Origin of the sequence: Bacteroides sp. BFG-637 (genome assembly GCF_024793605.1) — a bacterium.
Lineage (GTDB): Bacteria > Bacteroidota > Bacteroidia > Bacteroidales > Bacteroidaceae > Bacteroides > Bacteroides vicugnae.
This window is the reverse complement of record NZ_JANUPD010000002.1, coordinates 693,669-709,090: the sequence shown is the minus strand read 5'-3', so window position 1 is coordinate 709,090 and position 15,422 is coordinate 693,669. Positions and strand designations below refer to the sequence as shown.

11 protein-coding genes, 2 tRNA genes, 2 rRNA genes and 1 pseudogene are annotated in these 15,422 nt (G+C 41.6%); 15 read left to right on the top strand and 1 reads right to left on the bottom strand.

What is annotated here, in order from left to right; all coding sequences use genetic code 11:
- Nucleotides 1-52 precede the first annotated feature (52 nt).
- The 15 genes and pseudogenes from NXX38_RS03120 (at nucleotide 53) to NXX38_RS03050 (ending at nucleotide 12,762) form a co-directional block, all read left to right on the top strand.
- Nucleotides 53-129: transfer RNA gene (locus NXX38_RS03120), tRNA-Ile, on the top strand.
- A gap of 58 nt (nucleotides 130-187) precedes the next feature.
- A tRNA-Ala gene (locus NXX38_RS03115) sits at nucleotides 188-261 on the top strand.
- A 155-nt stretch (nucleotides 262-416) separates the two neighbouring features.
- A 23S ribosomal RNA gene (locus NXX38_RS03110) occupies nucleotides 417-3,296 on the top strand.
- A 77-nt stretch (nucleotides 3,297-3,373) separates the two neighbouring features.
- A 5S ribosomal RNA gene (gene rrf, locus NXX38_RS03105) occupies nucleotides 3,374-3,484 on the top strand.
- A 247-nt stretch (nucleotides 3,485-3,731) separates the two neighbouring features.
- Nucleotides 3,732-4,169, top strand: coding sequence for a hypothetical protein (locus NXX38_RS03100; RefSeq protein WP_148367037.1), 438 nt, complete (start codon nucleotides 3,732-3,734; stop codon nucleotides 4,167-4,169).
- Between the two features lie 155 nt (nucleotides 4,170-4,324).
- On the top strand, nucleotides 4,325-5,122 hold the full coding sequence (locus NXX38_RS03095; RefSeq protein ID WP_148367038.1) for a MotA/TolQ/ExbB proton channel family protein: 798 nt from the start codon (nucleotides 4,325-4,327) through the stop codon (nucleotides 5,120-5,122).
- Nucleotides 5,123-5,155: 33 nt separating this feature from the next.
- Nucleotides 5,156-5,762, top strand: a pseudogene (locus NXX38_RS03090) (ExbD/TolR family protein).
- A gap of 15 nt (nucleotides 5,763-5,777) precedes the next feature.
- Entirely contained in the window at nucleotides 5,778-6,431 is a 654-nt protein-coding gene (locus NXX38_RS03085; protein ID WP_122138839.1) for a biopolymer transporter ExbD, read from the top strand.
- Between the two features lie 26 nt (nucleotides 6,432-6,457).
- The gene (locus NXX38_RS03080; RefSeq protein ID WP_148367039.1) at nucleotides 6,458-7,273 is read left to right on the top strand and encodes an energy transducer TonB; all 816 of its coding nucleotides are present in this window, start codon (nucleotides 6,458-6,460) and stop codon (nucleotides 7,271-7,273) included.
- A gap of 3 nt (nucleotides 7,274-7,276) precedes the next feature.
- A complete protein-coding gene (locus tag NXX38_RS03075; RefSeq protein WP_148367040.1) occupies nucleotides 7,277-8,221 on the top strand; it encodes a PstS family phosphate ABC transporter substrate-binding protein in 945 nt (314 codons plus the stop codon).
- A 21-nt stretch (nucleotides 8,222-8,242) separates the two neighbouring features.
- On the top strand, nucleotides 8,243-9,709 hold the full coding sequence (locus NXX38_RS03070) for a tetratricopeptide repeat protein (protein ID WP_167511885.1): 1,467 nt from the start codon (nucleotides 8,243-8,245) through the stop codon (nucleotides 9,707-9,709).
- A gap of 172 nt (nucleotides 9,710-9,881) precedes the next feature.
- Nucleotides 9,882-10,727, top strand: a complete 846-nt coding sequence (locus NXX38_RS03065) for an ATP-binding cassette domain-containing protein (protein ID WP_148367041.1) — start codon at nucleotides 9,882-9,884, stop codon at nucleotides 10,725-10,727.
- Between the two features lie 6 nt (nucleotides 10,728-10,733).
- Nucleotides 10,734-11,558, top strand: coding sequence for a hypothetical protein (locus tag NXX38_RS03060; protein WP_217722341.1), 825 nt, complete (start codon nucleotides 10,734-10,736; stop codon nucleotides 11,556-11,558).
- 11 nt (nucleotides 11,559-11,569) lie between these two features.
- Nucleotides 11,570-11,938 (top strand): GntR family transcriptional regulator, encoded by a 369-nt coding sequence (locus NXX38_RS03055; RefSeq protein ID WP_004296279.1) that lies wholly within the window; start codon nucleotides 11,570-11,572, stop codon nucleotides 11,936-11,938.
- A gap of 17 nt (nucleotides 11,939-11,955) precedes the next feature.
- Nucleotides 11,956-12,762 carry a hypothetical protein gene (locus NXX38_RS03050; protein ID WP_195649943.1) on the top strand — a complete coding sequence of 269 codons (807 nt, stop codon included), beginning with the start codon at nucleotides 11,956-11,958 and terminating at the stop codon, nucleotides 12,760-12,762.
- Between the two features lie 171 nt (nucleotides 12,763-12,933).
- Here NXX38_RS03050 and NXX38_RS03045 read toward each other — a convergent pair whose 3' ends face one another.
- Entirely contained in the window at nucleotides 12,934-14,571 is a 1,638-nt protein-coding gene (locus NXX38_RS03045; protein WP_234133714.1) for an alpha-galactosidase, read from the bottom strand.
- Nucleotides 14,572-15,422 lie beyond the last annotated feature (851 nt).

The following is a 15,422-nucleotide window of genomic DNA, read 5'->3' as shown; positions in this document are numbered from 1 at the left end:
AACAAGAGAAAAAAGAAGCCGAGTCTAACATACAGGTAGACAAGGTTGAACTAGTCCTATAGCTCAGTTGGTTAGAGCGCTACACTGATAATGTAGAGGTCGGCAGTTCAACTCTGCCTGGGACTACCAAGCTCAAGAACGAAGGAATGACGCGTAAGCGGAATACAGTAATTCTTGATAACCTCTTGGGGGATTAGCTCAGCTGGCTAGAGCATCTGCCTTGCACGCAGAGGGTCAACGGTTCGAATCCGTTATTCTCCACGATCTCTGAAAAGAGAAACGATCTTTGACATGATGTACAAAAAGTAAAATTTTAGTAAGAGCTAAAAGTATATATCAAACCGTACGTGATTGATATTGTTATTGAGTATTATTTTTTAATTCTCAATTCTCAATTTTCAATTTAAGAAGTTTGAAAGAAAGTAAGCAAGGGCGCATGGCGGATGCCTTGGCTCTCGGAGGCGATGAAGGACGTGATAAGCTGCGATAAGCTTCGGGCAGGTGCAAATAACCTTTGATCCGAAGATTTCCGAATGGGACAACCCGGCATTCTGAAGGAATGTCATCCAACCTAGTTGGAAGCTAACGCAGGGAACTGAAACATCTTAGTACCTGTAGGAAAAGAAAATAATAATGATTCCCCTAGTAGTGGCGAGCGAACGGGGATTAGCCCAAACCAATGTTGTTACGGCAATATTGGGGTTGTAGGACCACGACATCGCAAGACATTTCATGAGTAGAACCCTTTGGAAAATGGGACCATAGACGGTGATAGTCCGGTATACGAAGTGAAACGAAGCGTAGTGGTATCCTGAGTAGCGCGGGACACGAGAAATCTTGCGTGAATCTGCCGGGACCATCCGGTAAGGCTAAATACTCCCGAGAGACCGATAGCGAACCAGTACTGTGAAGGAAAGGTGAAAAGCACTTCGAATAGAAGAGTGAAATAGTCCCTGAAACCGTGCGCCTACAAGCGGTCGGAGCTGCGTAAGCAGTGACGGCGTGCCTTTTGCATAATGAACCTACGAGTTACTTTTTCCGGCAAGGTTAAGTGTCTCAAGACATGAAGCCGAAGCGAAAGCGAGTCTGAACAGGGCGATTAGTCGGAAGGAGTAGACGCGAAACCAAGTGATCTACCCTTGGTCAGGTTGAAGGTTAGGTAACACTAACTGGAGGACCGAACCGATAAGCGTTGAAAAGCTTCCGGATGAACTGAGGGTGGGGGTGAAAGGCTAATCAAACTTGGAGATAGCTCGTACTCCCCGAAATGCATTTAGGTGCAGCCTTGGGAATTACTACTGTGAGGTAGAGCGACTGATAAGATGCGAGGGCTTCACCGCCTATCAAGTCTTGATAAACTCCGAATGCGCAGTAGTTCGATCCCAGGAGTGAGGGCATGGGTGCTAAGGTCCATGTCCTAAAGGAGAAGAATCCAGACCATCAGCTAAGGTCCCGAAATAATTGCTAAGTTGAACTAACGAAGTCAGATTGCTAAGACAGCTAGGATGTTGGCTTGGAAGCAGCCATTCATTTAAAGAGTGCGTAACAGCTCACTAGTCGAGGAGTTTGGCGTGGATAATAATCGGGCATCAAGCAATTTACCGAAGCTATGGGATCAGTAATGATCGGTAGGGGAGCATTCCACTCCGCGTCGAAGGTGAAGCGTGAGCTTTGCTGGAGCGTGTGGAAAAGCAAATGTAGGTATAAGTAACGATAAAGGGGGTGAGAAACCCCCTCGCCGAAAGACTAAGGTTTCCTGATCAACGCTAATCGGATCAGGGTTAGTCGGGTCCTAAGGCTCAGCCGAACGGTGAGGCCGATGGCAGAACAGGTTAATATTCCTGTACTACCTTAAAGAGTGACGTGGAGACGGAGGAGTGACAGCGCCGCGGACTGACGGAATAGTCCGTTGAAGGGTGTAGATGTTGATTGCGGCAGGCAAATCCACCGCAAGAGTCGAACCTGATAGTATACCAAATTCTTCGGAATGAGGTAATAGTGCGTGTAAACATACTCCCAAGAAAATCCGCTAAACTTAATCTTTAAGGTACCCGTACCGCAAACGGACACACGTAGTCGGGTTGAATATACTAAGGCGCTTGAGTGATTCACGGTTAAGGAACTAGGCAAATTGACCCTGTAACTTCGGGATAAAGGGTCCCAACGAGAGTTGGGCGCAGAGAATAGGTCCAGGCAACTGTTTAACAAAAACACAGGGCTGTGCCAAATTGAAAGATAACGTATACAGCCTGACACCTGCCCGGTGCTGGAAGGTTAAGAGGAGATGTCATCGCAAGAGAAGCATTGAATTGAAGCCCCAGTAAACGGCGGCCGTAACTATAACGGTCCTAAGGTAGCGAAATTCCTTGTCGGGTAAGTTCCGACCTGCACGAATGGTGTAATGATCTGGACACTGTCTCAACCGTGAGCTCAGTGAAATTGTAGTATCGGTGAAGATGCCGATTACCCGCGATGGGACGAAAAGACCCCGTGAACCTTTACTATAGCTTAACATTGAATTTGGGTAATTGATGTGTAGGATAGGCCGGAGACTTCGAAGCAGGTACGCCAGTATTTGTGGAGTCGCTGTTGAAATACGGCCCTTTGATTATTTGAGTTCTAACTCGCTGCTGCGAGGACACTGTTTGGTGGGTAGTTTGACTGGGGTGGTCGCCTCCAAAAGTGTAACGGAGGCTTCTAAAGGTGCCCTCAGGACGATTGGTAACCGTCCGTAGAGTGTAATGGCATAAGGGCGCTTGACTGGGAGACAGACAAGTCGATCAGGTAGGAAACTAGAGCATAGTGATCCGGTGTTTCCGTATGGAAGGGACATCGCTCAAAGGATAAAAGGTACTCCGGGGATAACAGGCTGATCCCTCCCAAGAGCTCATATCGACGGAGGGGTTTGGCACCTCGATGTCGGCTCGTCACATCCTGGGGCTGGAGAAGGTCCCAAGGGTTGGGCTGTTCGCCCATTAAAGTGGCACGCGAGCTGGGTTCAGAACGTCGTGAGACAGTTCGGTCTCTATCTATCGTGGGCGTATGAAATTTGCGTGGCTCTGACACTAGTACGAGAGGACCGTGTTGGACTGACCGCTGGTTTACCAGTTGTGCCGCCAGGTGCATTGCTGGGTATCTAAGTCGGGATTGGATAAGTGCTGAAAGCATCTAAGTACGAAGCCAGCCACAAGATTAGATTTCTTAGGGTCGTCAAAGACGATGACGTTGATAGGATGCAGGTGTAAAGGTGGTAACATCAAAGCCGAGCATTACTAATTGCCCGTTCACTTTCTTTCGAACATGTATCGGTTGGGTATATACGTTTAGCTTGCTATACACTGAAGTTTTACTTTTCATCATGTCATAACCTTATTCAGGTGGTTATAGCACGAGGGTTCCACCTCTTCCCATTCCGAACAGAGAAGTTAAGCCTCGTCACGCCGATGGTACTGCGTAACAGTGGGAGAGTAGGTAGCCGCCGTTTTTAAAGAGTCCCCTTCAGTAGAAATATTGAAGGGGATTTTTAATTCCTTAAAACTCTGGATATTCGGAGGATATGTTTTTTTTAACACATTAAGTCGCCAATTCATTGAACAAAACATATTGTAGCTTGTTTCTATAGAAGAGTTAAACTTTAATGTTTAAATGATGTGAATGACGATAAACATATACAATTAATTGCTACATTTGTGGCTGAATCTATTGTAATCGATTAAACAACTAAAAATACAATGAAACTTTCTCCGAAATTCATATTAGCTTTTCTTCTGCTGATGCTATCATTTAGCGTAAGCGGGAATACTATGAATTTCTCTCCCCGTATTTTTAGTGACTCCTCTTGCCAATTATCAGAATTATCTTCTGACAGCCGTCAACGCTCTTCTGTAGATGGGCAGTCTGTTAGCTATGATAGCGTCCGTTCTTTATCTGTTTCTGATGTAGAATTAGGACTTAAACTCGTATCAGAATCAAACTCGAATAATTATCGTCTGCGTAGAATCATTGAAATCAATGACTCCTTGAAAGACGTTATGCATAAGTTTCTCGTGTTAAGAGAAAACTCTTTAGTATTAGATCAAAGTAAATCTTTTTATTCGGATAAGGATCCACATTACTCCATTACGTGTAGCGACTACTATGTGTTCGCTTTAAGACGCATCCTTATTTAGTCTTTTCCCCCTATTTTTATTCGTTTTTTTCGTACTCTGTATGAAACCGTGTGACTTTACCTTTTAAAAGTTGCAGGGTCTGTAGCGCAGTGTGTCTAATCGAAATATTTACTTCCTAAATAACTAAAATTAATTTCTTAACAAAAAAACTTATTATGGAAACTACTAAAAAAACTCAAGTTGTAGGTATAAAGAATGCCGGTATCGTAATCATCTGCTGTTTAGTAATAGCTGTATGTATCTTTCAATTCCTATTAGGTAACCCGTCCAACTTTATGAACAATGACCCTAACAATCACCCGTTGAACATGTTGGGTACTATTTACAAAGGTGGTATCATCGTACCTATTATCCAGACATTGTTGTTAACTGTACTTGCTTTGAGCATCGAGCGTTATTTTGCTCTTCGTTCTGCTTTCGGTAAAGGTTCATTGGCTAAGTTTGTAGCTAATATCAAAGACGCTTTAGCTGCAGGTGACATGAAGAAAGCACAGGAAATCTGTGACAAACAACGTGGTTCTGTTGCTAACGTAGTAACTTCTACTTTGCGTAAGTATGAAGAAATGGAAAAGAACACTGCTCTTCCTAAAGAACAGAAGCTGTTGGCTATCCAGAAAGAACTTGAAGAAGCTACTGCTTTGGAAATGCCTATGATGCAACAAAACCTTCCGATCATCGCTACTATCACTACTTTGGGTACATTGATGGGATTGCTTGGTACTGTAATCGGTATGATCCGTTCATTTGCTGCTTTGTCTGCTGGTGGTGGTGCCGACTCTATGGCTTTGTCACAAGGTATCTCTGAAGCTTTGATTAACACTGCTTTCGGTATCTTGACTGGTGCATTGGCTGTTATCTCTTACAACTATTACACTAACAAAATCGATAAATTGACTTACGGACTCGACGAAGTCGGATTCTCTATCGTGCAAACTTTTGCTGCTACTCACTAATTCTGCGAACCCTTATAAAATCTATTATTAATCATGGGTAGAGCGCAAATTAAAAAAGAAAAGTACGTTCATAGATATGACAGCTATGAGTGACGTTACTGTATTGCTTCTGACTTTCTTTATGTTGACTTCAACATTTGTGAAGAAAGAACCAGTACAAGTTACCACTCCGGCTTCCGTATCGGAAATCAAGATTCCGGAGACGAATGTACTCCAGATTCTGGTTGATCCGGAAGGAAAAATATTTATGAGCCTCGACAAGCAGCAGGATATGCAGGCTGTATTGGAGAGCATGGGTGAAGAGTATGGCATTAAGTTTACTCCGGAACAGGAGAAGAGATTTATCTTGTCTTCTACTTTTGGAGTACCTATCAGAAGTATGCAGAAATATCTTGATCTCCCGGAAGATCAACGGGATAAGATCTTAAAGAATGAAGGTATTCCATGCGATAGTGTTGACAATCAGTTTAAATCGTGGGTACGTAATGCACGTACTGCTAACGCTGATCTACGTATTGCTATCAAGGCAGACGCTACGACTCCATACTCAGTGATAAAGAACGTTATGAACTCACTTCAGGATTTGCGGGAAAATCGGTACAATCTGATTACTTCTCTCAAAGCAGAATCTGAAAATTAAAAAGGAGGAAATACAATGAGTGCTGAAGTACAAGAGAGCGGCGGAAAAAGAGGAAAAAGCAAGCAAAAGAAAATATCTGTCCGGGTGGACTTTACACCGATGGTGGACATGAACATGTTGCTGATTACTTTCTTTATGCTTTGTACCACACTGAGCAAACCTCAGACGATGGAGATAAGCATGCCGAGTAATGACAAAGATATAACTGAACAACAAAAGAGTATGGTGAAGGCTTCACAAGCAATTACGTTATTGCTGGGAGCTGATAACAAACTCTATTATTACGAGGGAGAACCTAATTATAAGGATTATACCTCGTTGAAAGAAACTAGCTACGGCGCAGATGGACTGCGTGCCGTACTTCTTCAGAAGAATGCTGTTGCTGTCAATAAAGTAAGGGAATTGAAGCAGCAAAAACTTGATCTAAAGATCACGGATGATGAATTTAAGAAGCAGGTTTCTGAGATAAAGAGCGGAAAGGATACACCGACCGTAATTATCAAAGCTACCGATGATGCTTCTTATATGAATCTGATTGACGCGCTGGACGAAATGCAGATATGTAATATTGGTAAATATGTGATAACAGATATCGCTGAAGCTGATGAATTCTTGATTAAGAATTACGATGCGAAAGGTGGATTGTCACAGAACTTAGCCGATAATTGATGTAACACCTAAAAAAGAAAAGTAAAATGGCAAAATTAGATTTAGCTTCTTCGGAATGGTGTCAACTGATTTTTGAAGGCAAAAACCAAGCATACGGCGCATATAGACTGCGTGCCAATTCAACAAAACGACATAATGTCGCTATGTTGATTGTAGTGGTCATAGCGGCGGTTGGATTTAGTATCCCTACACTGCTTAAGTTGGCAACTCCGGAGCAGAAAGAAGTGATGACAGAAGTAACTACTCTGTCAAAATTGGAAGAACCTGAAATCAAACAGGAAGAGATGAAACGCGTTGAACCGGTGGCACCTCCTCCCCCTGCATTGAAGAGTTCTATCAAGTTTACAGCTCCTGTCATCAAGAAGGATGAAGAAGTGCATGAAGACAATGAAATCAAGAGCCAGGAAGATTTGAATGCTACCAAAGTATCTATCTCCATTGCCGACGTAAAAGGTAATGACGAGGCTAACGGTAAAGATATCGCAGACCTTAAGCAGGTGGTAACACAGGCTGCACCGGAACCGGAAAAGGTTTTCGATATGGTAGAACAGATGCCGACTTTCCCCGGTGGACAGTCTGAATTGATGGCTTACCTGGGTAAGAATATCAAATATCCGACTATTGCACAGGAGAATGGAACACAAGGTCGCGTTATTATACAGTTTGTTGTGGAACGTGATGGTTCTATTTCTGACGTACATGTGGCTCGTGGTGTAGACCCTTATTTGGATAAGGAAGCTGTTCGTGTGGTAAAAAGCATGCCGAAATGGCTCCCTGGTAAGCAGAATGGAAAAGCGGTACGTGTGAAGTTCACCGTTCCGGTAATGTTTAAACTACAGTAAAGAATGATGAAGAGACAATTAAGGCTGATAGGAATTGTTGTGTTAGCGACGTTGAGTGCTTGTAACTCAAAGTCAAAAGGACCGACGGATACTTATTCTTCCGGTGTGGTATCTATCGCAGCGGATGAGAGTTTTGAACCTATCATACAAGAAGAGATAGAGGTGTTTGAAAGCCTTTACCCTTTGGCCGGGATTGTCCCTCGCTACACAACTGAAGTGGAAGCGATAAATTTACTTCTGAAAGACAGTGTCCGGTTGGCTATTGCAACCCGGACACTGACTAAGGAAGAAATGAATTCATTCCACAGCCGTAAGTTTTTCCCTCGCGAGATAAAATTGGCTACGGATGGTCTGGCATTGATTGTGAATCGTGCTAATCCGGATTCTTTGTTGAGTGTACGTGATTTCCGCCGCATCCTTACCGGTGAAGTGAAAAACTGGAAAGAGGTAAATCCGAATTCCCGTTTGAAAGGGATTCAGGTGGTGTTCGATAATAAGAACTCCAGTACCGTACGTTTTGCAATGGATTCAATCTGTGGTGGAAAAGAGTTGGCTGAAGGTAACGTCAGTGCCTTGAAAACCAACCAGCAGGTGATAGATTATGTAGCGAATAATCCCGATGCTATGGGAGTTATTGGAGTAAACTGGTTGGGGAACCGCAGTGATACAACCAATCTTTCTTTTCGCGAAGAGATCAGAGTGATGTCAGTGAGTGCAGAGGATGTAGCAACTCCTGCTAACAGTTATAAACCTTATCAGGCTTACTTGTTTTATGGTAACTATCCGTTGGCACGATCTATTTATGCATTGCTGAATGATCCTCGCAGTGGGCTGCCTTGGGGATTTGCTTCTTTTATGACATCCGACAAAGGGCAGAGGATTATATTAAAATCCGGACTTGTTCCGGCTACTCAGCCGGTACGTATTGTCCACGTGAAAGACGAATAATAACTAAAATTAGAGACTATAATGAAAAGAGTACAAATGTTTTTAGCTGGAGCGTTTATAGCAGTAGGGTCGCTCTATGCGCAATCATCTGATGCCGAATGGCAGGCCGGGGTTGCGAAATTGAAAGAAACTATTCAGACGAATCCGGCACAGGCTGCTGAAGAAGCTGAGCATCTGATTAAAGGAAAAAATAAGAAAAATGTGGAATTGCTGGTAGCTATTGGAGATGCATATCTGAATGCTGACAAGATTCCAGAAGCGCAGGAGTATGCAGCTCTTGCCAGAAAAGCGAATGGTAAATCGGCTCTTGCTTCTGTATTGGAAGGAAATATTGCCGTAAAACAGAAAAATGCGGGTCTGGCTTCTCAAAAGTATGAGGAGGCAATTTATTTCGATCCGAAATGTACGGAAGCTTATCTGAAATATGCAGATATTTATAAATCAGCCAATGCAAGTCTTGCCATTGAGAAGCTGAACCAATTGAAGGAACTGGAACCGTCCAACACAGCTGTAGATAAAAAATTAGCCGAGATTTACTATTTAAAAAATGATTTTAATAAAGCGGTAGAGGCTTATGCGAATTTTGCAATGGGACCTACTGCTACGGAAGAAGATTTGGTGAAGTATGCTTTTGCTCTATTTTTGAACCATGATTTTGATAAATCACTCGAAGTAGCTAATATGGGATTGCAAAAGAATGCCCACCATGCTGCGTTCAATCGTTTGGCAATGTATAATTATACTGACCTGAAGCGTTTTGATGAAGCGTTGAAGGCTGCAGATGTCTTCTTCAAGGAATGTGATAAAGCCGATTATTCATATTTGGATTATATGTATTATGGACATCTGCTGGAGAGTCTGAAAAAATATGATGATGCAGTGGTACAATATGAGAAAGCGGTAAAGATGGATCCGACAAAGACGGATTTATATAAGAATATCTCTTCTGCATACGAACAGAAGAATGATTATAAGAAAGCAATCAGTGCTTACCAGAAATATTATTCATCTCTTGATAAAGAAAAACAGACTCCGGACTTACAGTTCCAGTTTGGTCGACTTTATTACGGTGCTGGTACGCAACCTGATTCATTAGCAATCACTGTTGAAGAACGCAAGCAAGCGTTAATGTCCGCCGATTCTACTTTCCATGCAATTGCAGAAGCAGCGCCGGACAGCTATTTGGGTAACTTCTGGAGAGCTCGTGCCAATTCAGCACTTGATCCTGAGACAACTCAAGGACTTGCGAAACCTTTCTATGAGGAGGTGGCCGCTTTATTGGAAAGCAAAAACGATCCTCATTACAATTCTGCTTTGGTTGAATGCTACAGTTATCTTGGATATTACTATTTGTTAGCTATCGAAAATCCGGCATTGAAAGCGGAAGCAAAGGCTAATAAAGATAAATCCATCGAATACTGGAGTAAAATTCTGGCTATAGACCCCGCTAATGCTACTGCTAAAAGGGCATTGGACGGCATCAAATAGTGAATAATTTTAGTTGTTTGTCGTGACAGGAGGAGTGGAGAGTGATCTTAGCTCCTCCTTTTTTTGTACTTTTTTCTTCTTTTCTATTGGAATATTCAAAAGATTGTCTACTTTTGTGGTGTACTATTACACTAATACACCTAAAGAACATTATTCATTAAACAGAAATACTATGATTACAGTAGAAAATCTTTCATTTACTTATCGTAAATCGAAGCGTGCGGTACTACATGATTTTTCGCTTTCGTTCGAATCCGGCAGGGTATATGGACTGTTGGGAAAGAATGGCGCGGGAAAATCTACTCTTCTCTATCTGATGTCCGGCTTGTTGACTCCTAAAAACGGTAAAGTGATGTTCCACGATACAGATGTGCGCCGTCGGTTGCCGGTTACTTTGCAGGATATGTTTTTAGTTCCCGAAGAATTTGAGTTGCCTTCGGTTTCTTTGGTCAGCTATATTGAGTTGAACAGTCCTTTTTATCCTCGTTTCAGTAAGGAAGAGATGATCAAATATCTTCATTATTTTGAGATGGATATAGATATTGATCTCGGAGCGCTTTCTATGGGGCAGAAAAAGAAAGTGTTCATGAGTTTTGCGCTTGCTACGAATACCTCTCTTTTGTTGATGGATGAACCGACCAACGGGCTGGATATTCCCGGCAAAAGTCAGTTTCGTAAGTTTATAGCATCAGGTATGTCGGACGATAAAACGATTGTGATTTCCACGCATCAGGTTCGTGACATAGACAAAGTGCTCGATCATGTGTTGATTATGGATGACAGCCGTGTGTTGCTGGATGAGTCGACAAGTAATATTTGCGACAAACTTTTCTTTGTGGAGAGTGATGATCGGGAATTGGCCAAAAGTGCACTTTTTGCAATTCCTACTATTCAGGGTAACTACCTGATCCTTCCTAATGAAAAGCAGGACGAGTCGGAACTAAACCTGGAACTTCTTTTTAATGCTACACTGGCTACTCCTGAAGAGATTGCCCGATTGTTTCACACTCAAAAATAAAAGACGATGATAAAAGATACTTTTTTCAGTTTGCCTCGTTTTATAAATCTCTGCCGTAAGGAGATGGTGGAGAATTGGAGATCGAATGTGCTTCGTATGGTGTTGATGTATGGAGTGATGGCAGTGGTAATGGTTTGGAATGGATATTTTAAGTATAGAGGTACTTATAATTATCAGGAGGATCCGGCGTGGGTATTTCTTCTTGTCACTTTTATCTGGGCTTTGTGGGGATTCGGCTGTTTGAGTGCTTCGTTTACAATGGAAAAGATGAAAACGAAAACGAGCCGTACTTCCATGTTAATGATTCCGGCAACTCCTTTCGAGAAGTTTTTCTCCAGATGGTTTGTATTTACGGTTGTGTATCTGGTTGTTTTCCTGATATGTTATAAGTTGGCGGACTATACGCGCTTTGCTGTCTATTCTTTAGCCTATCCGGAGAAGGATTTTATTACTCCTGTCGACTTGTCACATTTGGTTGGTGATGAAAAATATTATACTTTATGCAGGCGAGGGTTGGAATTTGGAGCGCTGATATCAGGGTATTTCTTTGTTCAATCCTTATTTGTGTTAGGTAGCTCTATTTGGCCTAAGAATTCTTTTTTGAAAACATTTGCATCGGGAACGATTATAGGCATAGTATATTTTTTAGTGGCTGCTTTGGTGAGTAGGGGGTTGTTGGAAGGCAGTAACAAGCACTATTCAGGAGGCGTATTGGAGTCACAGGAAGTTGTCATGTGGATCGTAATTGGCGTCGGCATCTTTTTTGCGTTGGTGAATTGGACACTGGCTTATTTCCGCTTTAAGGAGTCTGAAATTATTAATAGAATGTAATACCTTAACCTATGAATTTTAAAGAAAGTAAAGCTATTTATTTACAGATTGCAGATAGAATCTGTGATGAGATATTGCTGGGGCAATATCCGGAAGAGGAGCGGATTCCTTCTGTCAGAGAGTATGCTGCCATTGTGGAGGTGAATGCTAATACGGTGATGCGTTCCTTTGACTATCTTCAGGTACAAAATATTATTTATAATAAACGTGGCATAGGGTATTTTGTAGCTTCGGGAGCAAAAGAATTGATTCATTCTCTCCGTAAAGATACCTTTTTGAAGGAAGAATTGGACTATTTCTTTCGTCAGTTGTATACGCTTGATATACCGATAAAAGAAATAGAGACAATGTATCATGAGTTTATAAAAAAGCAGAAATAGAATAAAGACGAAATATTATGAAACGTACTACTTATATATTTATAGGCCTTCTCGTTTCCGGATTGATTGTAATTGTGGCAACTATTATTTTCATATTTATGTCGGGGAAGCCGTATCAGGAAGATGGAGCCTTTTTGGGTAATGAACAGGTGAAGATGGATTTGAATGGCATACATGTTATAAAGGTGTTTACCAGCCAGGATGGAGTACCTGAAACGAGACGTGTGTTTATTAGCGGCGAAATGAAAATAGGATCTACTGCCGCTTCGTCAGGGAAAGAACAGGTTTCATATCCCAAAGGGGACTATTTGAATGTTACCCAAAAGGATGATACTTTGTTTATGAAGTTAGATCTTAATGTGAACAATAGTCCGGAAAAGTATCGGGACAGAGATTATATCTTTGTGAGTGGTTTTGATGTGAGTTTGGCTGTGGATTCGCTGGCCAGTATCATTGCTGATGCAGAAGGCTTGAAATTGAATCTGATAAATGTTGAAACAGATTCATTGTTTGTTCGTGGTAATCGTTATAACATATCATTGGATTCTTGCCGACTTGGTTCGTTTGATATTCAGGGAAATGGACTGGACTTTCATGCAAAAGATAGTAAAATTGAAAACTTCTATTTGAATTTGGATGGTGTATGGAGATGGACATTTGAGAATACGGAAGTGGGGACGGAATATCTGAGTGGCAGCGATCGTCACTCTAATGATCTGCAGAAAGGAGAATGTAAGCGGGTGGTCTGGACACCTCTGACAGAAGATGCACGTTTGCAGGTGAATGTAAGAGAGGAAGCGGTGATTATGATAACACCGGAATAAACAGGAATAAGTATGAAGAGATCAAATATGATACGGATTACTAGACAGTATCTAAACTAAAAAGGAGCAATAATGGATTTTAAAGTGCCTCCTAAAAGTAAGATGAAAAACTTTTAGGGGCACATTTATTCCGTTATTGCTCCTTTTAATAGATGAGGTTATATAGTCAAATTACAGCGCTTTCTTCAGAGTGAAGCAGTCGATATCCGGTGCCCAGTTATAACTATTACCCATGCGAATAGTGTTGTATCCGGCTTTTAATTCGACGGGAACTGTGATTTGGTTATGACCATTATCCTCTCCCAGAGAGTCGATTTTGGTAATGATGCCGTTTACGTCCAGTTCTATTTGTCGTCCTTTGCCATATAAATAATGGATGGTCATATCATAGCGTCCGCCATCTTCGCTATATACTTCCCGCCATTCGGCATAATTTTCCGGTTGTCCGCCAAGGAAACCTACTTTCATTTTGCCGGAGGCTTCCTTATCATGGGCATAAAGAATACCTTTAGGATTTTTGCCAAGGTCATTGAAAAGAGGTAAATAAGCCCATTCCGCTTCGTACAAGGTCGGTTCCAAGCGTGTTTCACCTTCTATGCGGAGAAACATGGCACTGTGTGCAGGAAGCGTTTGTTCGAAGGTACCGGAGAAGTTTCCTAAATCACTATGTTTTACCAGATCACGTACTTTTACGTTTCCTCCAAATTCCAGTGAAGAGAACGGCACGGAGAAACTGCAGATGGTATCGGAAGGATTGTAAAGAGCTACTGCACGTACATTCCCACGTTTCTGTTCAATATCTTTAACGAGTACATAGCCTTCATTTTCATGCTGCACTACATAGGCCTGCAAGCCCAGCGGATCTTGGTTGAGGGCAATCAGTTCTTTATTAGTCAGCAGTTCGAGCGAAGAATCCGGCATGTTTTCCAGATTGCATCCGATAAGCAAAGGAGAGCTCATGATACACCATAAACCGAAATGAGCTTCTTCTTCTGTCTGAGTAAGACCTTGTCCGCCTACTTTACTGTCGTTACGGAATCCGATGACCATCATATCCATGTCATTATAATGTCCGTTTCCGGCATAGGCTGACAGGTAGAGATTCTTTCCTACTACATATCTTAATGATCCCCAATGTGCATTAATATCTCCACTGATACGCCAGGAAGTTGCTGCATCTTTAGCCCAAGTGCCTGGAAAAGCCCATCGGCAGATGTTGATGGAAACATCTTTGTTTACTTTGTCTATACTGTTCCGGATGGAAGTGTATCGTTCCTTTTCATTAAGTCCCAGCGCATCTCCTCCGCAATAATCAATTTTGATAAAGTCGAAACCCCAGTCGCCAAAGTACAATTGGGCGTCTTGTGGTTCGTGTCCATAGATACCAGCTCCTATACCTGCTGTATCATTGTCCCACATGGAGCCACATGTGCTGTTGCCCGCATCGGTATAGAGACCGGCTTTCATTCCCAAGCTGTGAACGTAATCCGCAATCGGTTTCATCCCATTCGGGAAACGTTGTTCGTGGGTATGCATAATCCCGTTGTCATCGCGCTTTCCGAAATAGCCGTCATCAACATTGACATAATGATATCCGGCATCTTTCAGACCTTTTTTCACCATCAGGTCGGCTTGATGCTTGATGATGTCTTCGCTGATATCTACACGAAATGCATTCCATGAACTCCATCCCATGATGGGAGGATTGACTGTCTTTTCATTCTCGGAAAGGATAGTTTGAGTCTTTGTGCAACTGATGCACATAAAAGAAGCTACTGCTACTGTAAAGAGATAAATCCTGTTTTTCATGATATAATGGGTTGTTTTTTATTACATATTCGTCCTGAATTTGTTCAGGTGACTGAATAGAAATAAAGGGCAACTTGCTGTACTCCAGAAAGCTACCCTTTGTTTTTGTCGGAATGAGGCGAATTGTCGCGCAATTATTCTCTCGCAAGGGTAACTGATTATTAAATAGTTATACTCCTTAAAATCTCACGGTTAGAACTTTCTCGTCCCGATTGCATCCCGGATAACGGGGCTTCATTCTTACTATTATTTTTCATAATGTTCATCAAAATTATTGCATTGTTAATTAGTATTTTGAAACTATATAGATTATTTTTCCAAATCTGATTCGCTTACATTGGCTTAAACCTTTATATTTTATAAAATTTATAAGTCTTTCTTTTACAGTCATGTATCGGTTTGCTAAATTGTTTTTAATTGTACAGAGAGAAATTCTATAAATTGGTTGAATTTTACAGATAAATGCTCCATGTTTGCATCGTGTTATAAAAATAACACCACGAAGTTAATAAAACATCTTGTAATAACATTAGTATAAATTAAAATTTTATCAATCATGGCATTTAGTAAGTATATAAAGCTTTCCGAATTAGCAAACTGATACAATAAAACGGATTGCTGACTTGCCGAGCTCGACTACTGCATCTGTGTACCGATGGATAGCAGGTAAAGCTTCCCCACCTTTTTTTAGAAGAGAATATATCAAGGCTTTTACGATCTTAAGATTGCTGCTTGGCTGAAAGAGCAGAAAATGTCAAGACTAAGATGCAAAAGGTTGACTTTTAATTAATTAGAAAGATTGAAAATCTTTTGGTCAAAAGGATAATAAATCCTATCATAATCATTAACGT

Bases quoted from the DNA above. Each gene is read 5' to 3' on its own strand.
- NXX38_RS03045 (WP_234133714.1), bottom strand. From the start codon at position 14,571: ATGAAAAACAGGATTTATCTCTTTACAGTAGCAGTAGCTTCTTTTATG.
- NXX38_RS03080 (WP_148367039.1), top strand. From the start codon at position 6,458: ATGGCAAAATTAGATTTAGCTTCTTCGGAATGGTGTCAACTGATTTTT.
- NXX38_RS03070 (WP_167511885.1), top strand. From the start codon at position 8,243: ATGAAAAGAGTACAAATGTTTTTAGCTGGAGCGTTTATAGCAGTAGGG.
- NXX38_RS03050 (WP_195649943.1), top strand. From the start codon at position 11,956: ATGAAACGTACTACTTATATATTTATAGGCCTTCTCGTTTCCGGATTG.
- NXX38_RS03085 (WP_122138839.1), top strand. From the start codon at position 5,778: ATGAGTGCTGAAGTACAAGAGAGCGGCGGAAAAAGAGGAAAAAGCAAG.
- NXX38_RS03075 (WP_148367040.1), top strand. From the start codon at position 7,277: ATGATGAAGAGACAATTAAGGCTGATAGGAATTGTTGTGTTAGCGACG.
- NXX38_RS03095 (WP_148367038.1), top strand. From the start codon at position 4,325: ATGGAAACTACTAAAAAAACTCAAGTTGTAGGTATAAAGAATGCCGGT.
- NXX38_RS03065 (WP_148367041.1), top strand. From the start codon at position 9,882: ATGATTACAGTAGAAAATCTTTCATTTACTTATCGTAAATCGAAGCGT.
- NXX38_RS03060 (WP_217722341.1), top strand. From the start codon at position 10,734: ATGATAAAAGATACTTTTTTCAGTTTGCCTCGTTTTATAAATCTCTGC.
- NXX38_RS03055 (WP_004296279.1), top strand. From the start codon at position 11,570: ATGAATTTTAAAGAAAGTAAAGCTATTTATTTACAGATTGCAGATAGA.
- NXX38_RS03100 (WP_148367037.1), top strand. From the start codon at position 3,732: ATGAAACTTTCTCCGAAATTCATATTAGCTTTTCTTCTGCTGATGCTA.